At 68.7% G+C, this 24,299-nt stretch carries 21 protein-coding genes; 13 read left to right on the forward strand and 8 right to left on the reverse strand.

The features are described from left to right. The first annotated feature begins 131 nt into the window (after nt 1-131). The 7 genes from U2P90_RS00965 to U2P90_RS00995 all read left to right on the forward strand — a co-directional run bounded on the left by U2P90_RS00965 (nt 132) and on the right by U2P90_RS00995 (nt 10,647). Nucleotides 132-1,262 carry a cytochrome P450 gene (locus U2P90_RS00965; protein WP_322473397.1) on the forward strand — a complete coding sequence of 377 codons (1,131 nt, stop codon included), beginning with the start codon at nt 132-134 and terminating at the stop codon, nt 1,260-1,262. A gap of 15 nt (nt 1,263-1,277) precedes the next feature. Further along, nucleotides 1,278-2,387, forward strand: coding sequence for an oxidoreductase (locus U2P90_RS00970; protein ID WP_322473398.1), 1,110 nt, complete (start codon nt 1,278-1,280; stop codon nt 2,385-2,387). 200 nt (nt 2,388-2,587) lie between these two features. Continuing rightward, nucleotides 2,588-5,974 carry an EAL domain-containing protein gene (locus tag U2P90_RS00975; protein WP_322473399.1) on the forward strand — a complete coding sequence of 1,129 codons (3,387 nt, stop codon included), beginning with the start codon at nt 2,588-2,590 and terminating at the stop codon, nt 5,972-5,974. Between the two features lie 127 nt (nt 5,975-6,101). Further along, nucleotides 6,102-6,752 carry a class I SAM-dependent methyltransferase gene (locus tag U2P90_RS00980; RefSeq protein ID WP_322473400.1) on the forward strand — a complete coding sequence of 217 codons (651 nt, stop codon included), beginning with the start codon at nt 6,102-6,104 and terminating at the stop codon, nt 6,750-6,752. Nucleotides 6,753-6,818: 66 nt separating this feature from the next. Continuing rightward, nucleotides 6,819-8,855 carry a molybdopterin oxidoreductase family protein gene (locus U2P90_RS00985; RefSeq protein WP_322473401.1) on the forward strand — a complete coding sequence of 679 codons (2,037 nt, stop codon included), beginning with the start codon at nt 6,819-6,821 and terminating at the stop codon, nt 8,853-8,855. Between the two features lie 140 nt (nt 8,856-8,995). Beyond that, complete coding sequence (locus tag U2P90_RS00990; RefSeq protein ID WP_322473402.1) at nt 8,996-10,180, forward strand: XRE family transcriptional regulator; 1,185 nt, start codon at nt 8,996-8,998, stop codon at nt 10,178-10,180. Then, complete coding sequence (locus U2P90_RS00995; protein ID WP_322473403.1) at nt 10,180-10,647, forward strand: DUF4411 family protein; 468 nt, start codon at nt 10,180-10,182, stop codon at nt 10,645-10,647. Before U2P90_RS00990 ends, U2P90_RS00995 begins: the two co-directional genes overlap by 1 nt. A 3-nt stretch (nt 10,648-10,650) precedes the next feature. Here the strand turns inward: U2P90_RS00995 and U2P90_RS01000 are convergent, their stop codons facing one another. From U2P90_RS01000 to U2P90_RS01010, 3 genes are read right to left on the reverse strand one after another with little or no spacing between them, the layout of a single operon-like run. Continuing rightward, complete coding sequence (locus U2P90_RS01000) at nt 10,651-11,088, reverse strand: iron chaperone (RefSeq protein WP_322473404.1); 438 nt, start codon at nt 11,086-11,088, stop codon at nt 10,651-10,653. Then, on the reverse strand, nt 11,085-11,498 hold the full coding sequence (locus U2P90_RS01005) for a VOC family protein (RefSeq protein WP_322473405.1): 414 nt from the start codon (nt 11,496-11,498) through the stop codon (nt 11,085-11,087). Before U2P90_RS01005 ends, U2P90_RS01000 begins: the two co-directional genes overlap by 4 nt. 4 nt (nt 11,499-11,502) lie before the next feature. After that, the gene (locus U2P90_RS01010; RefSeq protein ID WP_322473406.1) at nt 11,503-11,958 is read right to left on the reverse strand and encodes a helix-turn-helix transcriptional regulator; all 456 of its coding nucleotides are present in this window, start codon (nt 11,956-11,958) and stop codon (nt 11,503-11,505) included. 513 nt (nt 11,959-12,471) lie between these two features. Between U2P90_RS01010 and U2P90_RS01015 the strand changes: the two genes are divergently transcribed. Genes U2P90_RS01015 through U2P90_RS01030 form a run of 4 tightly spaced genes read left to right on the forward strand, consistent with a single transcriptional unit; the run spans nt 12,472 to nt 16,133 of the window. Beyond that, a complete protein-coding gene (locus U2P90_RS01015) occupies nt 12,472-13,218 on the forward strand; it encodes an SDR family oxidoreductase (RefSeq protein WP_322473407.1) in 747 nt (248 codons plus the stop codon). Nucleotides 13,219-13,276: 58 nt separating this feature from the next. Then, the gene (locus U2P90_RS01020; RefSeq protein ID WP_322473408.1) at nt 13,277-14,383 is read left to right on the forward strand and encodes an acyltransferase; all 1,107 of its coding nucleotides are present in this window, start codon (nt 13,277-13,279) and stop codon (nt 14,381-14,383) included. A gap of 35 nt (nt 14,384-14,418) precedes the next feature. Beyond that, entirely contained in the window at nt 14,419-15,324 is a 906-nt protein-coding gene (locus U2P90_RS01025; RefSeq protein ID WP_322473409.1) for an alpha/beta hydrolase, read from the forward strand. A 5-nt stretch (nt 15,325-15,329) separates the two neighbouring features. After that, complete coding sequence (locus U2P90_RS01030) at nt 15,330-16,133, forward strand: alpha/beta fold hydrolase (RefSeq protein WP_322473410.1); 804 nt, start codon at nt 15,330-15,332, stop codon at nt 16,131-16,133. A gap of 18 nt (nt 16,134-16,151) precedes the next feature. On the opposite strand, the gene U2P90_RS01035 is transcribed toward U2P90_RS01030, so the two are convergent. Next, nucleotides 16,152-16,508 (reverse strand): ArsC/Spx/MgsR family protein, encoded by a 357-nt coding sequence (locus U2P90_RS01035; RefSeq protein ID WP_367174470.1) that lies wholly within the window; start codon nt 16,506-16,508, stop codon nt 16,152-16,154. 85 nt (nt 16,509-16,593) lie between these two features. Here U2P90_RS01035 and ada point away from each other — a divergent pair, with 85 nt between their 5' ends. After that, nucleotides 16,594-17,634: a bifunctional DNA-binding transcriptional regulator/O6-methylguanine-DNA methyltransferase Ada gene (ada, locus tag U2P90_RS01040; protein ID WP_322473412.1), complete on the forward strand. Its 1,041-nt coding sequence runs from the start codon at nt 16,594-16,596 to the stop codon at nt 17,632-17,634. Nucleotides 17,635-17,695: 61 nt separating this feature from the next. On the opposite strand, the gene ruvB is transcribed toward ada, so the two are convergent. Then, nucleotides 17,696-18,700 (reverse strand): Holliday junction branch migration DNA helicase RuvB, encoded by a 1,005-nt coding sequence (ruvB, locus tag U2P90_RS01045; protein WP_322473413.1) that lies wholly within the window; start codon nt 18,698-18,700, stop codon nt 17,696-17,698. A gap of 189 nt (nt 18,701-18,889) precedes the next feature. Between ruvB and U2P90_RS01050 the strand changes: the two genes are divergently transcribed. Next, nucleotides 18,890-19,654 (forward strand): VOC family protein, encoded by a 765-nt coding sequence (locus U2P90_RS01050; protein WP_322473414.1) that lies wholly within the window; start codon nt 18,890-18,892, stop codon nt 19,652-19,654. Nucleotides 19,655-19,668: 14 nt separating this feature from the next. Here U2P90_RS01050 and U2P90_RS01055 read toward each other — a convergent pair whose 3' ends face one another. The 3 genes from U2P90_RS01055 to coxB all read right to left on the reverse strand — a co-directional run bounded on the left by U2P90_RS01055 (nt 19,669) and on the right by coxB (nt 24,211). Further along, complete coding sequence (locus tag U2P90_RS01055; RefSeq protein WP_322473415.1) at nt 19,669-20,331, reverse strand: SCO family protein; 663 nt, start codon at nt 20,329-20,331, stop codon at nt 19,669-19,671. A 194-nt stretch (nt 20,332-20,525) separates the two neighbouring features. Next, a complete protein-coding gene (locus U2P90_RS01060; RefSeq protein ID WP_322473416.1) occupies nt 20,526-22,985 on the reverse strand; it encodes a cbb3-type cytochrome c oxidase subunit I in 2,460 nt (819 codons plus the stop codon). Further along, a complete protein-coding gene (coxB, locus tag U2P90_RS01065) occupies nt 22,982-24,211 on the reverse strand; it encodes a cytochrome c oxidase subunit II (protein WP_322473417.1) in 1,230 nt (409 codons plus the stop codon). Before coxB ends, U2P90_RS01060 begins: the two co-directional genes overlap by 4 nt. Nucleotides 24,212-24,299: the final 88 nt, after the last annotated feature.

The following is a 24,299-nucleotide window of genomic DNA, read 5'->3' on the forward strand; positions in this document are numbered from 1 at the left end:
TGGGGTGAGGGGTCTCCCATCCTCACCCACCCATTCACGCCCTCCACACCGTCCCCTCTCGTTCCGGACAGATCATCGCCCCCAGTTCACGGCCGCCCCCCCTTCTCCCCACCGCCTCCAGAGGACACGCCATGACCACATCCCATCCCACCTACTCCCTCCAGAACCCCTTTCCGTGGTACGACGCCCTGCGGGCGCAGTCGCCCGTGACGCGCGATCCGCAGTCCGGCATGTGGATGGTCTTCGGCTACGACGACGTGCAACGCACGCTCTCGGACTGGAAGGCGTTCTCGTCGCAGCGGGGCCGCCCGCGTGGCGAGGACGCGCAGAACGCGCTGTCGGCCAGCCTGATCTCCACCGATCCGCCCCGGCACCGGCAGCTGCGCTCGCTGGTCGAGCAGGCCTTCACGCCCAGACAGGTGCGGGCGCTGGAACCCCGCATCGCCGAACTGGTCGACGACCTGCTCTCGGCGGTACAAGGCACGGGGCGCATGGACTTCATCCGGGACTTCGCGTATCCGCTGCCGGTCATCGTGATCGCAGAGATCCTGGGCATTCCCGCCAGTGACCGGGGCGACTTCAAGCGCTGGTCGGACGCCGTCGTGACGGGCGACCCCAGCGGCAGCCGCGAGATGGGCGCGTATTTCGCCCGCCTGATCGAACAGCGCCGCGCAGAACCGGGCGACGACCTGATCTCGGGACTGATCGCCGCGCAGCTGGACGGCGAGCACCTGGACACGCAGGAACTGCTGGGCTTCTGCATCCTGCTGCTGGTCGCCGGGAACGAGACGACCACGAACCTGCTGGCGAACACCCTGCTGTGCTGGCAGGACGCCCCGGACGCCTACGACCGTGTGCGGGCCGACCGCGCCCTGCTGCCCGGCACCATCGAGGAAGCGCTGCGGTTCCGCTCGCCCGTGCAGTCCATGTTCCGCGTGGCCGCGCAGGACGTGGACCTGGGCGGCCAGCTGATCCCCGAGGGCAGCCCCGTGCTCGCGTGGATCGGCGCGGCCAACCGCGACCCGGCCCAGTTCCCGGACGCCGACACCTTCGACCCGGCCCGCACCCCCAACCGGCATCTGGCCTTCGGGAACGGCATCCACTTCTGCCTGGGTGCCCCGCTGGCCCGCCTGGAGGCGAGTGTAGCCCTGGGGGCCGTGCTGGACAGGCTCCCGAACCTGCGGGTCGCAGACACCCCACTGGAACCCATTCCCAGCCAGATCGTGTACGGCGTGAAGTCCCTGCCCGTCACGTTCGGCTGATTCCCCCGGAGACCCATGAAGAGTAAGACCACCACTGACCTGAGTCCATTGCACAAGACCGCCCTGCTGACCGCCGGACTCGCGCAGCTCGGCCTGTTCGCTGCCGCGTGGGCCGACCTCAGCGGCCGCCGCCCGGAGGCCGTGAACGGGAGCAAGACCGCGTGGCGGGCGGGGCTGTTCGTGAACACCCTGGGGCCGCTCGCCTACCTCCTGACAGGCCGGAGAGGCAGCACGTGGACAGAAGCGGACGTGCCGGATCAGACCGGCCGGGTCGCCGTTGTGACCGGCGCGAACAGCGGCCTGGGATTGGAGACAGCCCGTGTGCTCGCGCAGCGCGGCGCGACCGTGGTCATGGCGTGCCGGAGTGCGCAGAAGGCGGAGAAGGCCGCTGCCGCCATCCGCGCCCTGAAGCCCCGTGGCCAGGTCGTCCTGATGACCCTCGACCTGAATGACCTGGAGTCCGTGCAGGCGTTCGTGGCGGCGTTCCGGGCGAAGTATGACCGGCTGGACGTCCTGGTGAACAACGCGGGAATCATGGTGCCGCCGCTGGGCCGCACCGCGCAGGGCTTCGAGACGCAGTTCGGCGTGAACCACCTGGGTCACTTCGCCCTGACCGCCGGCCTCATGCCCGTGCTGCAGCGCACGCCCGGCGCGCGGGTCGTGACGGTCAGCTCCATCGCGCACCGCTTCGGGCGCATGGATTTCGGCGACCTGAACTGGCGCGCGCGCCGGTACGTGCCCATGCCCGCCTACGGGCAGAGCAAGTTGTCGAACCTGCTGTTCACGTACGAACTGCAGCGCCGCCTGAGCGCCGCCGGGAAGGATGTGCTGGCCCTCGCCGCACACCCCGGCTGGGCGTCCACGGGGTTGCAGGGCGGCAGCGGCGGCTCGACCCTCGCCAACCGCCTGTTCGCGCAGCCGCAGGCGATGGGCGCGCTGCCCAGCCTGTACGCCGCGACCAGTCCGGACGCCGTGGGCGGCGCGTACTACGGCCCCAGCGGCCTGCTGGAACTCGGCGGGAACCCGGAACGCGTGTCCTCCAGCGAGCAGTCGCACAGCGGGCAGGACGCCCGGCGGCTGTGGGCCGCGTCCGAGGAACTGACGGGCGTGGACTTCGAGATCTGACTGCCGTCCCAGGAGTGACGCGGCGGGATGCTCCTGCCGGCCCGGCTGGGGCAGGAACGAACCGGGCGGTCGTCGCTGTGGGCGTGGACGGGGGGTGACGTTCCCCCGCCGGTGGGGTTGCCGGGAAACCGACACCGCCCAACTGAACGGTGTGTCACCATGAGGCATGTGGTATCGCCCACTCCCCTCGCGGCTGGGTCATGGACACACCTCCGCCTGACCCACGGGTGGAGGCGCTGCGGCATCTGCGGATCCTCGACACCCCGCCGGAAGCCCCGTACGAGGACGTGGTGCGCCTCGTCGCGCGGCGTTTCGACGTGCCGATCGCCCTGGTGAATTTTATCGACGCCGACCGGCAGTGGACCAAGGCGCAGGTGGGGATCGACCTCGGCCCGCTCCCCCTCGACCAGAGCGGGTGCGCCGTCACCGTGAGGGAGAACACGCCCGTGGTCGCGCCCGACACCACGCTCGACCCCCGCTTCCGGCACCTCGACGCCGTGACCGGACCGGCCGGCATCCGCTTCTACGCCGGGGTGCCGGTCGTCACCGCGTCCGGGCATGCGGTGGGCACCGTGTGCGTCCTGGACCGGCGGCCGCGCACCTTCACGGACGAGGACCTGCGCGACCTGCGCGCCTACGCGGATCTGGTGAGCCACAGCCTCGCGGCCCGCCCGGAGGCCATGACGCGCCTCGACGCGCTGGACGCCCTCGAGGCCCACGACCTGGCGATCGTGGCCGTGGACGCCGACCGCCGCATCCTGTTCCTGAACGGGGCCGCCCGGCACCTGTACCGCGTGCAGGCCGACCCCCGGGGCGAGCTGTTCACGGCCCTGGCACATGCGGCGTTCCTGAACGCCACGGACAGGGCGCGCTGCGAGGCCGCCATGCGCGACGGGCAGCCGTGGATCGGTGACGCCCTGCACACCCGGCACGACGGTCAGGTCATGCAGGTGGAGCTCCGCGTGAGTCCCACCTTCGACCGGGAGGGCCAGCCGCGCGGGCACGTCCTGCTGGTGCGGGACGTCACGCAGCAGCGGCGGGCCGAGACGCTCAAGGAACAGCTGCTCGGACACGCGGAGGAGACCCTGAGCCTGCACGCGCCCGACGGCACGGTGCTGTACGTGAACCGCACCGACGCGCACCGCACCGGCCTGACCCCCGAAACGCTCGTGGGTCGCAACGGCTTCGAGATCATCCACCCGGACGACCACCACCGCGTGCGGCATGCCTTCACGCACCCGCACCCGGACGGCGCGCCCCACCGCGTCACGTGGCGGCAACGCACGCTGGACGGGTCGTGGCGGTCCATGGAATCCATGCTGGCGCCCATCACGGACGCCGGTGGGCACCTGCAGCACATCCTGATGGTCAGCCGCGACGTGACCGAACGCCTCGTGAACGAGGAACGCCTGCGGCTGCTGGAATCCGCGGTGCTCGCGTCCCGGCAGGGCCTGATCATCACGACGGCCGCGTCCGTGGACGGCCCCGGGCCGCGCGTGGTGTTCGTGAACGAGGCCTTCACCCGCCTGAGCGGCTACGCCCCGGAGGACATCGTCGGGAGGTCACCCACGATCCTGCACGGCCCGGACACCGATCCGGACACCGTGCGGCGCATCGTGGACGGCGGCCGGCGGTGGGTGTCCATGGACGAGACCATCCTGCACTACGCCAAAGGCGGCCAGCCGTACTGGGTGCAGATGTCCATGACGCCCGTGAAGGACACCGCCGGGTGGCACTCGCACTGGGTGAGCGTGATGCGGGACGTGACGCGCGACCGCCAGCAGGACCTGCTCAACCGCGACCGCCGCGAGGTGCTGGAACGTGTCACGCGGGACCGTCCGCTGCCGGAGGTGCTGGGCGCGCTGCTGGACAAGGTGCGGCACCAGATGCCGGACGTGCTGCCCAGCGTGCTGCTGCTCCAGGACGGGCGGCTGTCGCCCGCGACCGACGACGGTCTGCCGCGCGGGCTGCGGGACGCCGTGACCGGCCTGGAGCCCGGCCCGCACGGCACGCCCTGCGGTCAGGCCGTGCACCACGCCCGCACCGTGATCGCCGCCGACCTCCTGAACGACCCCCAGTGGGCGCACATGCAGCAGCTGGCCCGCAGCCTGGACGTGCGCTCGTGCTGGAGCACGCCCATCCTGAGCGGGGAGAACACCGTGCTGGGCACCTTCGCGGTGTACGCCCGGCAGCCGCGCGCGCCGAGCCCGTGGGAACTGGCCGTGCTGGAGGACACGGCCCGCCTGACCGCCGTGATCGTGGCCCGCTACCGGGCGCAGGAGGACACCCGCCGCCTCGCGCTGTACGACCCGCTCACGGATCTGCCGAACCGCCGGTCGTTCACGGATCTCGTCCGGCAGGCCATCCACGCACACCGGCCCGGCACGCTGGTCGCCGTGGGCCTGCTCGACGTGGACCGGTTCAAGAACGTGAACGACTCGTTCGGGCACGCGCTCGGCGACGACCTGCTGCGGCAGGTGGCCGCCCGACTGCAGGGCGCGCTGGGCCGCGACGGACAGGTGGCCCGCATGGGCGGCGACGAGTTCACGTTCCTGGCCGTCCTGGCGTGCGCCGCGGATCTCCAGCCGTACGCGCAGCGCGTCCTGGGGGCCTTCGATGCGTCCTTCGACCTGGCCGGTCAGGAGGTGTTCATGCGCAGCAGCGTGGGGATCGCCCTGTACCCCGACGACGCGCACACGCCCGACGAGCTGCTGCGGCTGGCCGACATCGCCATGTACCACGCCAAGCGCCGGGATCTGGGGTGGGCCGCCATGCGCTCCGGCGGGCGGGCCTCCGCGCGGCGGCGCGTGCAGCTGGAGGTCGCGCTGCACCACGCCCTGGAACGCGACGAGCTGCGCGCGCACTACCAGCCGATCGTGGACGCCCGCACCGGGCAGGCCGTGGAGGTCGAGGCGCTCATGCGCTGGCACAGCCGCGACCACGGGCCCGTCAGTCCCGCCGAGTTCATTCCCGTCGCAGAGGACACGGCCCAGATCGTCACGCTCGGCCAGTGGATGCTGCGCCAGGCGTGCCACGACGTCGCGCGGCTGCAGCGCACGCACCCGGGCCTGCGCGTGGCGGTGAACGTCAGCCCGAAACAGTTCCAGCACCCGGACCTCGTCGGGATGGTGCGCGCCGCCCTGCGCGACCACGACCTGCCGCCCGGGCAGCTGACGCTGGAGATCACCGAGGGGGTCATGATGGATCAGGTGGAGTCCGTGCGGCGTATCTGCGAGCTGCGCGCCCTGGGTGTGCGGGTGGCCATCGACGATTTCGGCACGGGCTTCTCCAGCCTGCACTACCTGAAGAACCTGCCCCTGAACAGCCTGAAGATCGACCGAACCTTCGTGGAGCAGCTGCGGCAGCACCCGCAGGGCGTGGACGCGCACATCATGCAGTCCGTGGCACACCTGTGCCGGGGGCTCGACCTGGAACTCACGGCGGAGGGCGTGGAGACGCGCGAGCAGACGGAACTGCTGCGCGGCATGGGCATGACCCTGCTGCAGGGCTGGCATTTCGCCCGGGATCTGCCCATCGACGCCCTGAGCGCGTGGCTGGACGCGCACGCGCCGCACGCAGCCCCCTGAACGCCCGGCACACCCCGGATAGGCTTGACGCCCCGTGCATACCGCGCTAGAGTGTTCCAATCACCGCCTGAGAGGGCGGTTTTTTCGTCCCCTCCCCACAGCACGCCTGCGCCACCTGGAGGTTGCCATGACCGCAGCGCCCGCCGCCCGCCCCCTCCTTCCCCGCGCGGCCCGGGTGGTGCTGGCGGGACTGACGCTGGCGCATGTGGCCCTGCGCGTGTGGGTGCGCGCCCGGCCCCGCCCGATCCCGTACGGCTGGGCGTGGCTGCTGGAGAACCCGTGGCGGCGGCGCTACCGCGACCCTGGGCGGCTCGCGGACGCGTGCGCCCTGAAGCCCGCCGACCGCGTGCTGGAGGCCGGCTGCGGCTCGGGGCTGTTCACGCCCGCCCTGGCGGCCCGCGCCGGGCACGTGACCGCCCTGGACGCCGACCCGCGCTATTTGGCGCACGCGGCGCGCCGGACGGCCGGCGCGGCGAACGTGACCGCCGTGCACGGCGACCTCGCCGCGCTGCCCCTGCCGGACGCGAGCGTGGACGTGGTCGTGCTCGTGTCGGTGCTGACGGAGGTGCCGCGCCCGGTGGACGCCCTGCGCGAGTGCGCGCGCGTGCTGCGGCCCGGCGGGCGCATCGTGGTGGGCGAGGAACTGTTCGCGCCGGAGTACGTGCGGGCGGGCACGGTGGACGCGTGGGCGCGCAGCGCAGGCCTGGAACGGGTGGCGCGGCAGGGCGGCGCGTGGGCGTACCTGCACACCTACGCGCCGCCCCACTCCTGGCGCTGACCGGCCCGCCCGGCGCGCGGGCAAGTGGCCCTCGCCCCGCCGGGCCCACGCGCGTACACTCCGCGCATGACGGCCTCCCCGACCCGCGACGTGCTGCTCACCTGCCCGCTCGACTGCCCGGACGCGTGCCGCCTGAAGGTCACGGTGGGCCGTGACACGCCGGACGGCCCCGAGCGGATGCTGAAGGTCACGGGGGACGCCGCGCACCCGGTCACGAGGGGCTTCGCGTGCGTGAAGACCGTGCACTACCCCGCCCGCGCCAACCACCCCGAGCGGCCCCTGTTCCCCCTGCGGCGCGTGAACCCCAAGACGGACGCCGAGCCGGTGTGGGAGCGCGTGACGTGGGACGCCGCCCTGGACGACATCGCCGCCCGCCTGCGGACGCTGCTGGACACGCGCGGCCCTTCAAGCATCCTGCGCTACACGTACGCGGGCACCATGGGCCTGATGGAGGGGCACCACGCGCACGCCCTGTTCCGCGCGCTGGGCACGCCGGAACTCGACGAGACGATCTGCGCGTCGGCGGGCACGGCCGCGTGGACGATGGGCTACGGCACCCGCTACGGCGTCGACCCGCACGACGTGGCGCACGCGCGGCTGATCGTGCTGTGGGGCATCAATTCCCTCAGCACCAACAGCCACCTGACGCCGCACCTGACGGCGGCGCGGAAGGCCGGCGCGCGGATCGTCTGCGTCGACCCGTACCGCAACCGCACGGCGGCGTTCGCGGACGAGCACCTGAAGATCGTGCCCGGCACGGACGCGGCCCTCGCGCTGGGCGTGATGCACGAGCTGTTCGCGCACGGCTGGACGGACGTGGCCTACATCGCGGAGGCCACGCAGGGCGTCGAGGAACTGCGGCAGGCCGCCGCCGAATGGACGCCCGAACGCACCGCGTCCGTCACCGGCCTGGACGCCGAGACCGTCCGCGCGTTCGCCCGCGCCATCGGCACCACGCGGCCCACCTACATCCGCGTGGGGTACGGCATGACGCGGCACGAGACGGGCGGCACGAATCTGCGCGCCGTCACGCTGATTCCCGCCCTGACCGGCGACTGGCGACACCGGGGCGGCGGCTGCACCCTGAGCACCAGCGGGGCGTTCAAGCTCAACCGCACGCGGCTGGGCGCGCAGCACCTCCTGCCCGCAGACGTGCCGCACGTGAACATGAACGAACTGGCGACCGCCCTGCGCCCCGAGGGGGATTTTGGCGCGGCGTTCCTGTACAACTGCAACCCCGCCGTCGTCGCGCCCGACAGCGCCCGCGTCCGCGCCGGCCTCCAGCGCCAAGACCTGCTGGTGGTCGTGCTGGAACAGGCCATGACCGACACCGCCCGCCTCGCCGACTACGTGCTGCCCGCCACCACCTTCGCCGAGCACCCCGACCTGTACACCAGCTACGGACACCACTGGCTGGGCCACAACCCCCAGGCCATCGACGCGCCCGGCGAGACCCGCCCGAACTCGTGGGTGTTCCAGCAGCTCGCGCGCCGCCTGGGCGTCACCGACCCCAGCGTGTACTGGACGGTGGACGAGCTGATGGCCGAGCTGCTGAATACCGACCACCCGCACCTGCACGGCATCACGCCCGAACGCCTGAAGGCCGAGGGCAGCGTGCCGCTCACCCTCCCGGACGACTTCCAGCCGTACGCGCACGGCGCGGAGACGCCCAGCGGGAAGGTGCAGCTCTCGCCCGCGCCCACGTACGTCCCGCCCGTTGCCACGCTGAACGCCGAATACCCCATCCGGCTGCTCACGCCGCCCGCGCACCACTTCCTGAACAGCACCTACGGCACCCTGGACAACCTGAACCGCGCCGAGGGCACCGAACCGCACGTCATGATCCACCCCGCCGACGCCGCCGCCTACGCCCTGGAGGACGGAGCCCACGCCACCCTGACCAGCGAGATCGGCACCGTGCAGCGCCGCGTCCGCGTGACCGATGCGGTGCAGCCCGGCGTGGCCGTGCTGGAAGGGACGTGGTGGGGCCTCAGCGCCCCCGACGGCGAGAGCATCAACGCCATCACCGCCCAGACCCTGACCGACCTGGGCGGCGGGAGCACGTTCCACAACACGCGGATACGGGTGGAGCCGAAGACCTAAACGCATTTTTATCTTTCCAGGTCGGCGTTTTTCGTGTCAAGCCCCAATGTTGCATGGGCAGATTTGGCAATACCGATACGTACATTCGCGTAACATCAACACACAAGATGCCGAAGCTACAGCGAGGACAGACTGCAAATGTGACCCCAGACGTTTTGATCTGGGCACGTGAGCGGTCACGCCTTGATGTAGAAGCCGTCGCGCATCTCCTACGCGTCGATGCTAATTTGGTTGAACAGTGGGAAAACGGGTCATCTCGACCTACAGTGCCGCAGGCCCGTAAATTAGCCGAAATATACAAAAGACCTGTTGCTGTCTTTTTCTTGTCATCTCCACCGAAAGATTTTTCAGTTATTGAGGAATATAGAGTTCACCGGCTCAGTGAGAATGAATCGGCCTCAAAAGCTCTATCTCTTGAATTGCAATCAGCGCAAGAAACTAGAGATAATCTCATAGATATCGCCGATGAGAAAGGAGATGAGTTTTTACCATTTAAGCTAACATCCAATTTGGATCATAGTATTGTAGATACAGCCGTCAAAATAAGATCTCAAATGGGAATCAGCAGATCTGAGCAGATAAATTGGAAGTCAACAGATATTGCTTTGCGACATTGGATTAATTCGGTTGAAAATCTTGATGTTTTAGTTTTCCAATCGAGCAAGTTCGATGTACGAGAGGCACGAGGATTTTCAATCTTTAATGAGATTCTACCAATAATTCTCCTTAACGGAAAAGATGCTCCTGCTGGAAAGATATTCACACTTATACATGAATTAGTTCATTTATCCTTGGTTAAGGATAATAGAAACATCATTGAATATGTTAACCAAGATGGAAACAAGGGCAAGACACAGGATAAAAAAATAGAAGAATTCTGTGATAACGTAGCAAGTGAAATCATTCTTCCGCAAGAAATGTTTGCAAAATACATTTCAGATTCTAGACAGACAATTGATCTAGCTTTTATATCTACTATAGCGCGGCATTTTTCGGTGAGTAGGGATATGGTTCTTCTAAGACTAAGAAGGCACCATTACATCACTTTCGATAAGTACTTAGAGCTAAAAAACTCTCTTGACAAAGAATATGAAGCGATCAGATTAGCCAAGATAGAAAAATCTAAGAGCTCTCCAGGGGCTGCTCCGCCTCATTATATGACCTTACGCGACCTGGGGATAACTTATACTCGCGTAGTCTTGGAGGCGTTGAATGAATCAGTTATATCAGCTAGCACGGCTTCTGGATTATTAAGACTAAAAACTAAGCACTTCGATAAACTTTCCGACGCGTTGATGGATAGAATGACCCAGGTGGCGTCATAATGGCTTACTGCTTGGACAGCAGTTCTCTAATACACGCATGGAGCCGGACATACCCGATTGAGCATTTCCCTAGTTTATGGGCTAACATTAAAAATGGTATAGATTCAGGGTTGATTTTTGTATGTAGAGACGTACTCCTAGAGTTGGAAAAGAAAGATGATGGTCTCCACGATTGGCTCAAACAAAACCTCACCGAGTCTCAAATGCTAGATTTAGATGGAGAAGTTCAGAACCAATTAAGAATCATATTGGCAGACTACCCTAAATTTGTAGAAAGTAGGGGCATCAGAAATGGAGCAGACCCGATAGTAATAGCCACAAGTAAGGCGCATGATTTGACAGTGGTCAGCGAAGAGCAACTCTCTTTGGATGGAAAACGAGTAAAAATTCCCAACGTCTGCCAAGACATTGGGGTTAACTGTATCAACTTCATGACCTTAATTAAGGAGGTGAAGCTGAGGATTTAGACCCTACCCCACCGCCCGTCTCACCAGCTCCGTGATCCTCTGCTCCCCGTCCGCGCTCAGTTCCGTCAGCGCGTAGGACGTGGGCCACATCAGCCCGTCGTCCAGTTTCGCCTGGTCGCTGAAGCCCAGCGTGGCGTACCGCGCGCCGAATTTCTTCGCGTCCTGGTAGAAGCACACGACCTTGCCGTCCTGCGCGTACGCAGGCATGCCGTACCACAGCCGGGGCACCAGCCCGGGCGCGGCGGCGGTGATGATGCGGTGCAGCGCCTCGCCCAGCGCGCGGTCGGGCCCGGTCATCTTGGCCAGCCGGGCCAGGACGGCCTGCTCGCCCTCCTCGCGGGTGGCGGCGTGTTTCGCCTCGGCCTTCGCCTCGCGGGCGCGTTCCCTCATGGCGGCGCGTTCCTCGGCGCTGAAGGCGGGGGTGGCGGCCTTGCGGGTCACGACCGCACCTCCTGAATGCGGATGAGGTTCCCGGCGGGGTCGCGCACGGCGCAGTCGCGGACGCCGTACGGCTGATCCATGGGCTCCTGCACGACGTCCACCGTGCCGGTCTGCACCCGCTCGAAGGTGGCGTCGAGGTCGGGTGTGGCGAGGAGCAGCGTGGCGTAGGTACCCTTGGCCATCATCTCGGCGACCGTGCGGCGCTCCGTGTCGCTCAGGCCGGGCGTGGCGTCGGGCGGGTACAGGACGACGCTGGTGCCGGGCTGCCCGGCGGGGCCGACGGTGATCCAGTGCCGGCCGCCGTACTCGACGTCGCTGCGCACCTCGAAGCCCAGGGTGTCGCGGTAGAACGCCAGGGTGGCGGCGGGGTCGGTGTGCGGCAGAAAGCTGGAGTGGATGGAGAGGGTCATGCCGTCAGTGTTCACCACGGGCGGGGGCGGGCGCTTCTCGATTCCTGACGGGCCGCGTGACCTGCCGCTCCACGCACGCGGGCAGGCCCGAGGGCGAGCCGGCGTGCAGGGCACGGTACGCGCTGGGGCTCACGCCGACGAGTTCCGTAAAGCGCGTGCTAAAGGTGCCCAGTGACGCGCATCCGACGTCGAAGCACACGTCCGTGACGCTGCGGTCGCCCCGGCGCAGCAGGGCCATGGCCCGCTCGATGCGCCGCGTCATGAGGTACGCGTACGGGGGCTCGCCGTACGCCCGGCGGAACAGCCGGCTCAGGTGCCCGGCCGACATGTTCACCCCGGCGGCGAGCGCCTCCACGTCCAGCGGCCGCGCGTACTCCCGGTCGATCCGATCCCGCACCCGCCGCAGCCGGGCGAGGTCATGCAGGGAGAGCGGAGATTCCAGCGCTTTGGGTGACGTCATGAAGTCGGCCTCCACTGAAATGATATCCACATTTTACGCCTGGAGCAAATCCATGGGGCCGGCTCGCGGCCCATGTGTACTGGGAGGGCAGGACAACCGGGTGACGATGGCGTCTACGCATGGCCCCCTCACCCCCCGCCGCTGCGCGGCTCCTCCCTCTCCCGCAAGGGGAGAGGGAAAAAAGCCGAAGCATCCACCCTGCCCCGAACCGAATGCCATCGCATGTGGCCCCATCCGCTCAGGGGCGGCCCTTCGCTCCTCTTGCTCCGTCAACGTAGACTTATCCGCTCATGGGCGCGAAGCGCGCGGGCGGTGACGGCGTAAACGCCCAGGGCAGGTACGCCGCCTCCGCAGCTCCGAGAACAAGGCCACCAGCGAACCTCGCCGCGCACTTTGCCCAGCGCAGCGCCGCTCCCCCTGCCCCTCTGCTGCGCAGCTCTACGAGTCCGGGGTAGGGGGCTGGGGAGTGGGGAAGCCCGCCGCAGGCGCACCCCATCACGCTAGCCTCCCTTCATGACCAAGACCCTCCTCGTCACCGGCGGCAGCCGAGGCATCGGTGCGGCGACCGCCACCCTCGCAGCCCAGGCGGGCTACGCGGTGGCCCTCTCCTACCGCCGGGATGCGGCCGCGGCGGCCGAGGTGGTGCGCGGGATCGAGGCGGTGGGCGGCCGGGCGCTGGCGGTGCGGGCGGACGTGGGCGTGGAGGCGGATGTGGCGCGGCTGTTCGAGGCGGTGCGGGTGGAGCTGGGCCCGCTGTCGGCGCTGGTGAACAACGCGGGGACGCTGGAGAGACAGGGGCGTGTGGACGAGCTGGACGCGGCCCGCCTGACGCGCATCCTGACGACGAACGTGATCGGGTCGTTCCTGTGCGCGGGCGCGGCGGTGCGGGCCATGTCGATGCGGTATGGCGGGGCGGGGGGCGTGATCGTGAACGTGTCGTCGCGGGCGGCGGTGCTGGGGTCGGGCGGGGAGTACGTGGATTACGCGGCGTCGAAGGGCGCGGTGGACACGCTGACGGTGGGGCTGGCGCGGGAGGTGGCGGCGGAGGGCATCCGTGTGTGCGGGGTTCGGCCGGGCGTGATCGACACGGACATCCACGCGCTGGGCGGCGAGCCGGGGCGGGTGACGCGCGTGGCCCCGGGCATTCCCCTGGGGCGGGGCGGCACGGCGCATGAGGTGGCGGAGGCGATCGTGTGGCTGCTGTCGCCGGGGGCGTCGTATGTGACGGGCACGCTGCTGGACGTGAGCGGCGGACGTTAACGGGCCTTGAGTCCGGTCATTCCCGCACCGGGCCGCCCCGACCTACCGTGGACGCCGGATGACCGTGACCGCCACCGACCGCTCCACCCCTGCGCCCACCCCGGCGGCCGTGCCGGCTCCTGCCGCGCGTGTGGTGGCGATCGATGTGTTCCGTGGACTGGCGATCCTGGCCGTCGTGGTTCACCATCTGGCCGGCATGGGTGTGCGCTACGCGCCCGAGGGGAGCGCCGTGGCGACCGCGCTGGCGATCCTGAACCGCTCCCTGCTGTTCGTGGTGCCCGCCTTCGTGTTCATGACGGCGCTGGTGCTGACCCGCTCGGCGCTGCGTCACTTCGACGCGGGGCGCTACTACCGGGCCCGCGCGAAGACGGCGCTGCTGCCATACCTGCTGTGGACGGTGCTGTATGTGCTGTTCCGCTTTGCCACCGGACAGGAGGACGCCGCCGAGTGGAGCGACCCGGCTCGCTGGGTCACCTGGGTGCAGTACGGCAAGGGCTATTACCACCTGTACTTCCTGCTGGTGGTGCTGCAGTTCTATGTGGTGCTGCCGCTGCTGCTGCCGCTGTGGCGGCGGCGCTGGCCGCTGTGGGGCGTGGTGGCGGCGGCCGCTGCGCTGCAACTCGCGGTGTACGGCCTGAACCGCGTGGGCGTGCTGGACTTCGCGTTCCCGGCCACCATGGCCGTGTGGTACATCCCGGCACTGACCCTGGGCATGTACTTCGGTGCGAACGACGGGATGTTCGAAACGCTGTGGGCGCGTGGGCGCGGCTGGATCGTGGGCGCGGCGGTGCTGGGGCTGGCGTGGTTCCTGCCACTGTCGCTGGCCGCGCTGCAGGAGGAACCGGTGAACACGCTGGCCTTCAGTGCGGCGAACTGGGTCTACACGGCCGCGGCGGTGCTGGCGCTGTTCGGCGCGTCGCTGGCGCTGGCCGGCGTGGGCGGCCGGGCGGTGCCGGCACTGACGGCCCTGGGCGCCATCAGCCTGCAGGTCTACCTGCTGCACCCGGCGCTGCTGTACCTCATGGAGCAGTGGGGCTTTCCCGGGCACCCGGCGCTGTTCACGCTGACGCTGCTTGCTTACGGGGTGGCTGCACTGGTGATCCCGGTGCTGATCGCGCGGGCGCTGGCCGGCACCGCGGTGTCCCGCTGGCTGTTTGGCCGTTAGCTCCGTGACAGGCGGGCTCTGCTACGCTCAGGGGAATGAAGCGCGTGGTCTTTCCGCTCCTGCTGGGAGCTGTGCTGGTGTCTCCTGCGGCCCTGACCGCGCTGCCCATCTCCCCCACCACGCCACCCGAGAGTGCGCCGGTGCCGCCCTCCCTGGTGAGTCCAGTGCCTGACCCGGCCGCCCCCATCCGGCTGCCGCACCCCCTGGGAGACGCCTTCCTGCTCCCGCCGGTCGCGTGTACGCCGACGTGCCCGCTGGTGGTCGTGTCGCACTCGCGCGGTATGACGGCCGACCTGAGCCTGACCCGGCCCCACCTGATGGCCCTGTATGCCCGCCTCCAGAACGCCGGATATGCGGTGCTGGTCAGCAACGATGCCGGGCCGACCACGTGGGGCGCCCCACAGGCCCTGACGTATTTGGGCGACATGCATGCCCGCGCCACCCGCCTGTTTCCCTTCGACGGGCACACCTTCAACTTCGGGTACTCCATGGGGGGGCTGCCCGCCCTGCTCACGGCGTATGCCGGCGTGTACCCGGTCTCCGGCGTGATGCTGCTCGACGCCCAGGTGGATCTCCACGACGTGTGGCGCGGCGGTAACGCCACCTTCATGGCCGACATCGCCGCCGCGCATGGCCTGAGGCCGGCCGATCCGCTGCCCCCCGGCCGGGATCCGGCCCGCGACTATCCCGGGGCCGGATCGGCCCTGCCGGTGCTGGTGGCGGGCAGCGACGCCGACTCGGCCGTGTCGTTCGCCCGCAATGGCATGGCGCTGTACGCCGCGAACACGTCGCCCGAGAGCCGTCTGCTGCGGCTGGCCGGGCCCCACCTGGGCGGCACCCACTTCGGCCCGGCGCTGGTCGATCCGATGCTGGACTTCCTGAGCCGCGTACGGGCCACGCAGCTGACTCCAGGCGCGACCACGCCCCACCGCACGCCGTAGCATCGGTGTCCGGGCCGTCCCCCACCGTGCAGGAGGTCTGGGTCGAGCATCCCCAGGGCCGCCTGTACACCCGCAGCTGGACTCCGGCCGGTGCCACCCTGGGCACCCCGGCGCCCATCCTGCTGGTTCACGACTCCCTGGGTTCCGTCGAGCTGTGGCGTGACTTTCCAGAGGCGCTGTGTGCGGCAACCGGCCGTCGGGTCATCGCCTACGACCGGCTGGGGTTCGGCCGCTCCAGCCCCCGGCAGGGCCCCCTGCCCCCCGATTTCATCGCCGACGAGGCCCGGACGACCGTGCCGCTGCTGCGGGCCCAGCTGGGCCTGGAGACCCTGATCGCGCTGGGCCATAGCGTGGGGGGCGGCATGGCCGTGCACTGCGCCGCGCAGTGGCCGCAGGCGTGCGTGGGACTCGTCACGGAGTCGGCGCAGGTCGTTGCCGAGGAACAGACGCTGGATGGGATCCGCCACGCGCAGCAGCAGTTCCGGCAGGCCGGGCAGCGTGAGCGCCTCGCGCGCTACCACGGCGACCGGGCCGACTGGGTGCTGGACGCCTGGATCCGCACGTGGCTGGACCCGGCATTCGCGTCGTGGTCGCTGGCCTCCGTGCTGCCGCAGGTGGGCTGCCCGGTGCTGGCCATCCACGGCTCGGACGACGAGTTCGGCTCGCGCCGTCATCCGGAGCTGATCGCGGCCCTGTGCCGTGGCCCGGTTCAGGTCGAGATCATCGAGGGGGCCCACCACGTCCCGCACCGCGAAGACCCGGAGCGGATCGTGGCCCTGATCGCCGGCTTCGTGGCGGCGCTTCCGTGACGTGGGGGCCCGGCGCGCTCAGCCCGTCACCATCTCCTTCCAGCCGTCCACGTCCTCGCCCACGGTGAGCACCTTGCCACCACGCACCAGTGGCAGCCTCAGCAGTTCCGGCGTCTCGATGACTTTGGCGATGATCCCGTCCTCGGTGGTGCGCAGGTACGCGAGGTTGCTGCGCTCGTAGGCCTTGCCCTCCAGATCGAGCAGGGCGGTCAGGCCGAACTTCTGCACGAAGCGGGTCAGCTCGCCCCGGGCGATCGGCCGCTCGTGCAGATCCACGAAATGGATCTTCACCTTGCGTTCCTTGAAGAAGCGCTCGGCCGCGCGGGTCTCCCTGCTCTTGCGCGTGCCGAACACCTGCACCTGAAGGTCGGACATGGGGGAAGTGTAGCGGGCACGGGCGTGGGAATTTGGCCGCAAGAATCCGGTCACGGCCCCGCCGCACGGCGCGTAGCCTGCGGACATGACACACGCACCGACGACCGACGATGAGCGCTGGCACGCTGTCCTCGCGCACGACGCGCGGGCGGATGGCGCGTTCTGGTACGGCGTGACGTCCACCGGGATCTACTGCCGGCCCGGCTGCCCGTCGCGTCGCCCGAGGCGCGAGCACGTCAGCTTCCACGCCTCGCCGGACGCGGCGCAGGCCGCCGGGTTCCGGGCCTGTAAGCGCTGCACGCCGGAGCGCGTGGACGCCGCGGCGCGCGCGGTGGCACAGGGCCAGCACCTGCTCGACACCGCCGAGACCGCGCCGACGCTGGCCGACCTGGCTGCTGCCACCGGCCTGAGCCCCTTTCATCTGCAGCGCGTGTTCACGGCGCGCGTGGGTGTGAGCCCCAAGCAGTACGCGCTGCGGCGGCGCACGGAGCGCCTCAAGGAGGCACTGACCATGACCCCCACCGTCACGACCGCCCTGTACGCCGCGGGACACGACTCGCCCGCCACCGTGTATGCGCCTGCCACCGACCAGCTGGGTATGACCCCCGGCGCGTACCGCCGTGGCGGGCAGGGGCAGACCATCCACTACGCCGTCACGGACAGCGTCCTGGGGCCGATGCTGGTGGCCGCCACGCCGCGCGGCCTGTGCGCGGTGCGCTTCGGCGAGCCCGGCGCGCTGGTCATGGAACTGCGGGCCGAGTACCCGCGGGCTGAACTGGTCGAGGACGCCGCGGTGCTCGCGCCGTCCATCGCGGGCGTCCACGCCCACCTCGCGGGCCGCGCCCGGCCGCTGGCCACGGACGTGCCGGGCACCGACTTCCAGCGGCGCGTGTGGGCGGCCCTCCAGACCATTGCGCGCGGCGAGACGCGCACGTATGCGCAGCTGGCCGAGATGATCGGGCAGCCGTCGGCGGTGCGGGCAGTGGCGCGGGCGTGCGCCACGAACCCGGTCGGCGTGGTCGTGCCGTGCCACCGCATCGTCCCCAGAGGCGGCGGGCAGGGCGGCTACCGCTGGGGCCCGGAGCGCAAGGCGCAGCTGCTGGCGCTGGAAGCGGAGGCCCGCTGACCGGACAGGGCGGGCCGGGCCCCACGTCGAGGTGGCCCGGCCCGCCGCAGGTCGCCCCGCGTCAGTTCACGTACAGCCCGAGATCGCCGTCCCCGCCGCCCACGGGCAGGCCGAGGTGGTCGTAGGCGTGCGCCGTGGCGACCCGGCCGCGCGGCGTGCGCTTGATGAAGCCCAGCTGGATCAGGTACGGCTCGTACACGTCCTCCAGCGTCAGGGCGTCCTCGGAAATGGCAGTCGCCAGGGTGTCCACGCCGACCGGGCCGCCCGCGAAGCGGTGGATCAGGGTCTCCAGGTACTTCTTGTCGCGGTCGTCGAGGCCCGCGGAGTCCAGGCCCAGCTTGTCCAGGGCGCTGTACGCCCGCTCGATACTGATGGTGCTCTCGCCGGCCACCTCGGCGTAGTCGCGCACGCGACGCAGCAGCCGCTTGGCGATGCGCATGGTGCCGCGCGAGCGCGCGCCGACCTCCAGCGCCGCCGTCTCGTCCAGCCCGAAGCCGAGCAGGCGGGCGTCGCGCAGGAGGTTCGTGGCGATCTCCTCGGGCGTGTAGTACTCGAGGTGCTCGATGATCCCGAAGCGGCTGCGCATGGGGGCGGTGATCAGGCCCGGGCGGGTGGTCGCGCCGACCAGCGTGAAGCGCGGCAGGGGCAGCTCGATGGTGCGCGCCGCGGGCCCCTGCCCGAGCACGATGTCGAGCTTGAAGTCCTCCATGGCGGGGTACAGGTGCTCCTCCGCCACGCGGCCCAGGCGGTGGATCTCGTCGATGAACAGCACGTCCCCCTCCTCCAGCGAGTTCGTGAGGATGGCGGCGAGGTCGCCGGGCTTCTCGATGGCGGGGCCACTGGTCACGCGGATGTTCACGCCGAGTTCCGCGGCGATGATGTGCGCCAGGGTGGTCTTGCCCAGGCCGGGCGGGCCGAAGAGCAGGGTGTGGTCGAGGGCCTCGCGGCGGCCACGGGCGGCCTGGAGGTACACGCCCATCTTGTCCTTGAGCCGCTCCTGCCCGACGTATTCGGCCAGGGTCTTGGGCCGCAGCGCGGCGTCGAGTCCGGGGGCAGCATCGGTCATGCCGGAAGTGTAGCGCAATTTCGCTGTGAGCGGAACCGGGTGGCGAGAATTTGACAGCAGACGACAGCCGCCGTACAGTGGAAGTGTAAGGAAACAGACGCTCTGGCCCCGGTGATCCGCCGTCCCTGCCCCCGCCCGCCACGCGGGAAGGCCGCCGCATGCCCTGCCATCCGCAGAAGGAGGTTTCCCATGCCAGTCGTCCAGGCCCACCCTGCCGGCACACCCACGTGGTACGACCTGACCACCACCGCCCCGGAGGCAACCAAGGCCTTCTACACGGCGCTGTTCGGCTGGGCCTTCGAGGATTACGGCCCTGCGCTGGGCCACTACCACCGTGCCCGCAAGGACGGTCAGGAGGTGGCGGGGCTCGTCCCCGCGTCGCCCGGTATGCCCAGCGCGTGGACGGTCTACTTCAGCTCCGACGACGCGCAGGCCGACGCCGGGCACATCCGGGAACGGGGCGGCAGCGTCATGGTGGAGCCCATGCAGGTCATGGAACTGGGGCACATGCTGGTCGCGGCTGACCCGACCGGTGCAGTCTTCGGGATGTGGCAGCCGCTGGACTTCCACGGCTTCACCGTGGCCGATGAGCACGGCGCACCCACGTGGCAGGAAATCGTGACGCGCGACAGCGGCCGGGCGCTGGACTTCTACACAGGCCTGCTGAACCTCCAGAGCGAACAGGTACCGGGGGACGTCACGTACCACATGCTCCAGCGCAGCGGCACGAATGTCGTCGGCATCATGCAGATGGACGACGCGCACTGGCCCGCATCCATCCCGGCCCACTGGATGCCCTACTTCGCAGTCAGCGACGTGCACGCCACAGTGCAGCTCGTGCCCACCAGCGGCGGCACGGTCAGCGTGCCACCCTTCGAGACACCTTACGGCACCATCGCCGTATTGAACGATCCGGGCGGCGCGGTGTTCAGCGTGGTGCAGCTCCCGGCCTGACCTGACGCGTGGCCTCAGCTGCCGTACTGGCGGATCAGGCCCGGCAGGTCGCGCTGCAGCGTGCCGTCGATCACGGCCCCGTTGCCGTATACCCGCACGAAGCGCCCCTGACCGTCGACCACGCTGACCTGATCGCCGTGCAGGGTCGCGGCGGTCGCCGCCGACTGGGCGACCGGAGTGGCACCGTGGTCGCCGTGTGTCCCTGCGCCGTGGCCCTCGTCCGGCACCGGCGTGACCACGCTGACGAACATGGCGAGCGCCGCCTGATTCACGGCCTCCGTGGTGCCGGTCAGGCCCGTGAACGCCGGCTCGAAGCGGTCGAGGTACCCGCGCAGCACGGCCGGCCGATCATACGCCGGATCGACCGACACCAGTTGCACCTGTACCCGCTGCCGCTGCTCAGGCGACAGGGCCGCGTAGGTGTTCTTCAGACTGGCAAGCGTGGCCGGGCACACGTCCGGGCAGCGAACGAACCCGTAGAAGACCAGTCGCATCCGGCCGTCCCCGGCAGCCAGGGTGGTCGCCTGCCCGCGGTCGTCGAGCAGGGCGACCGCCGGCAGCGGTTTCGGAACGTCCAGCGCGTCCCCGCCCGTCAGCCCGGGGTTCGCCTGCCGGTACAGCAGCAGTCCCCCCAGGATCGCGGCCACGGCGAGCAGCGCGGCAGTCAGCACTTTCATGCGCCCAGGCTAGGGCGCGGGCGGGGGCGGGGTGTCCCTGCGAGAGGCAGAGGGCAGAGAGCATTGAGCCAACAGCAAAAGAGAAGAGCAGAGGGAGTGGCCCTCTGCTCTCTGCTCGTATCGTTGTCAGACTCCGCCGGGCCGGGCGGCCGGCCCGTTGACGCCGGGTCTACTCCCGCACCGGGAAGGCAGGGTTACCAGGCGTAGAAGATCGCCACGATCAGCAGCCAGACCACGTCCACCAGGTGCCAGTACAGGCTGGCGGGGGTGATCGAGCCGTGGTTGTGCTTGTCCATCTTGCCGGTCATGGCCTGGAAGTATGGCAGGGCCACGCCCGTACCGCCGATCAGGATGTGCAGACCGTGCAGGCCGACGATGGTGAAGAAGCACGACTGCCACAGGTTCTGCTTCCAGTCACTCTCGGCCCCGAACAGCGCGAACTCGTACACCTGGAAGAGCATGAACAGGGCGCCCAGCACCAGGGTCACGAACAGGCCGATGCGGAAGCGGGTGAGCTTGCCGTGGTGGTTGTCCTGCTCGGCGCGGTGGATCACGAAGGAGCTGCTGACCAGGATCAGGGTGTTCAGCGCTGCCAGCCAGATGTTCGGGCGCAGGGCAGGCGGCTCGGCCAGCCCGGTCACGCGCAGGTAGACGTACCCGGCGATCAGCACGCCGAACAGACCCACTTCCGAGATGATGAACCACGCCATGCCCAGGAAGCCGTTGTCGTACTTGGTCAGGAAGTGGTGCTCGGTCGGCTCCTTGTATTCGGGGGTGCCGGCCCACTTGAACAGCCCGTACAGGAACAGCGGGATGCTCAGGTACAGCACGATCGAGGCGAACACGTGGCCGGGGGCTGCATTGAAGAACGGCTGCAGGCCATTCGCCGGCGTGTAGTTGGTGAACCACCCGAAGCTCAGGCCATAGCCCATGAGCAGCAGGCCCACGGCGGTGATGAACGGGCCCCACGAGTCCTGCGGCAGGTGGATGGTCTTGGGATCGACCGGGGTCAGGGTGTCGCCGTTCTTTTCCCAGTCGTACAGGGGGCGTTCGGTGGGGAAGGTGCGGGGGAAGTCATGGGCGAAGTTGTACGCGGCGGGCGGGCTCGCGGCCGTCCACTCCAGCGTGAAGCCGCCCCAGGGGTTCGGGCTCGCGGTGGCAGGCACCTTGACGCTCTGCCACATGTTCCAGACCCACACCACGCCGCCGGCCAGCAGGGTCAGCGCCCCCAGGGTCGAGATGAAGTTCAGCTCGGTCCACGCGAAGTTGCCGGAGGGGTAGGTGTAATAGCGGCGGGGCATGCCCAGCAGACCCAGGATGTACTGCGGCAGGAAGGTCATCCACGAGCCCACCATGAACAGCCAGAAGTGCCACAGCCCCAGCTTCTCGCTGAGGAAGCGGCCGGTCATCTTGGGCCACCAGTAGTAGATGCCGCCCATGGCCAGGAACGCCGTGCCGAACATCATGACGTTGTGGAAGTGCGCGACCACGAAGTACGACATGGTGACCTGGTAGTCGAAGGGAATCATGCCCAGCGCCACGCCGGTGATGCCTCCGATCAGGAAGTTGAAGATGAAGCCGACCAGCCAGTACGTGGGCGTGCGCATCATGATCCGGCCGCCCCACAGGGTGCCGATCAGGTTGAAGATCTTCACGCCGGTCGGCACGGCCACGATCAGGGTGGCGATCATGAACGCGATCTGCCACGACTCGGGCAGGCCCACGGCGAACATGTGGTGCACCCACACCAGCAGCGACACCAGCACGATCCCCAGGATCGAGTACACCATCACGCGGTACCCGAACAGCGGCTTGCGGGCCATGGTCGAGGCGATCTCCGCGCCGATGCCCAGGTAGGGCAGCAGCATGACGTACACGGCCGGGTGCGAGTAGAACCAGAAGAACTGCTGGAACATGACCGGCACGCCGCCGATCCCCGGGTTGAACATGCTCAGGCCCAGCTTGATTTCCAGGTACGTGACCAGCGCGGCGGCGGTCAGACCGCCCAGCGAGATCAGCTGGAGAATCGAGGTGGCGAAGATGCTCCACGCGAAGATCGGCATCTTCCACAGGCTCATGCCCGGCGCGCGCATGTTCACGACCGTGGCCGCGAAGTTCGCCGAGCCCAGCAGCGACGCGATCCCGTTCAGGGTCAGCGCGACCATCAGCACCGACACGCCGGTCTGATTGGCGTCGACCGACAGGGGGTAGTAGAACGTCCAGCCCACGCCCGGCGCGCCGCCGTTCGCCAGCCCCAGGATCACCAGGATCAGCGAGAAGATGAACAGCCACACCGCGAAGGTGTTCACGCGCGGCAGGGCCACGTCGCGCACCCCGAGCTGCAGCGGCAGGATCCAGTTCCCGAAGCCGAACAGGCCGATGGGAATCAGGAAGAAGAAGATCATCAGCGCGGCGTGCAGGGTCAGCACCTGGTTGTAGGTGTTGCCCACCAGGAAGGTGTTGTCCGGCACCGCGAGCTGCAGGCGGATCGCCACGGCGAGCAGCCCGGCGATCGCAAAGCCCAGGATGGACGTGCCGATGTACAGCGTGCCGATCTTCTTGTGATCGGTGGTCATCATGTAATCCTTGATGACCTCCCACACGGAGTGCCGGGGAGCCACCGTCTGGGGCTGAGGAGCGTGCTGGATGGTCACTGCGATCCTCCTGCGGTGGGCGCACCCTGCACAGGCGTGTCCCTCCAGTAGTCCGCCGCCTCGGGCAGCCGGAGGCTGCGCAGGTACGCGGCGATGTCGTCGATCTCGGTGTCCGTGAGCGTGCCGCCCTTCTGCACCTTGCCCTGGATCATGTAGTCGCCGCCGTCATAGCGGGGCATCAGCGCGCCGGGCTTCACGACGGGCGCGTGCTTGAGCCACGCGTGCAGCTGCTCGGCGGCCTGCTCGTCTTCCCAGCGCTCCTCGGTCATGGCCTCCCACATGCCGGCCCCCAGCGTGCGGCGGGTGCCGAAGAAGCTCAGGTCGGGGCCGGCGGCTCCGGCGGCTGTCGTGCCCTGCACGCGGTGGCACGCCGCGCACGCCTGGGCGCGGGTGCTGGCCTTGCCCTGCATGAACAGGGCGTAGCCACGCGCCTCGGCGCTGCCGGGGGCGGGTTCGGGCGCACGGTAGGCCTGCATGGCGCTGACAGTGGAGGCGTAACGATCCTGTTCCAGCACGACGACCTTGTAGCGCATGTTGGCGTGGCTCGCCCCGCACAGCTGCGAGCAGTTGCCCTGGTACGCGCCGGCCCGGTCGGAGTCCACCGTCCAGACCTTGTTCACGGCGGGCATGGCGGCCCGCTGACCCCCGATGTTCGGGGCCCAGAACCCGTGGATCACGTCACCGCTCGTGATCGTCAGGGTCACGCCCTGCTTGGCCGGCATGATCATCTCGTTGCCGTTGGTGACGGTGCCGCCCGCCGCAGCGGTGGCGGCCGGATACGAGAAGTTCCACCAGAACTGCCGCGCCAGGACATCGATCTTCGGCGCCTGGGCGTCCACGGCATTCACCACGGCGAGGCTCTTGACCGCGAGCACGCTCAGACCGAAGACGATCAGCACGGGCACGACGACCAGCGCGACCTCCAGTCGGTTGTTGCCGTGGAACTGCGCGGGCGCGGCGTCGTGCTTGTCCTCACGGAACTTGTTGACCGTGTAGAACAGCGCGTACGACACGCCGATGAAGATGATGATCGACAGGGCGATGGCCCACAGGCTCATCCACCAGATCTCGCGGTTGTAGGCGGACGCGAAATCCCCGATCGAGAGCGATTGCCGGGTCTGCTGACAGCCGCTGAGCAGGGTCAGCAGGGGCACGGCGGCCAGGACACCCAGTCGGCCAGCGCGTCCCCGGATGCCGCGTGAGCGGTCTTGGATGGTGTTCAACATCACTCCTTTCCTCTTGCCCACAGTTTAGTGCGTCGTGCGGGCCGATGTGCCGCGTGCGTCCCGGCTGGCGGCGCAGCACCGTGCTCCA

Origin of the sequence: Deinococcus sp. AB2017081 (assembly GCF_034440735.1) — a bacterium.
Classification (GTDB): Bacteria; Deinococcota; Deinococci; order Deinococcales; family Deinococcaceae; genus Deinococcus; species Deinococcus rufus.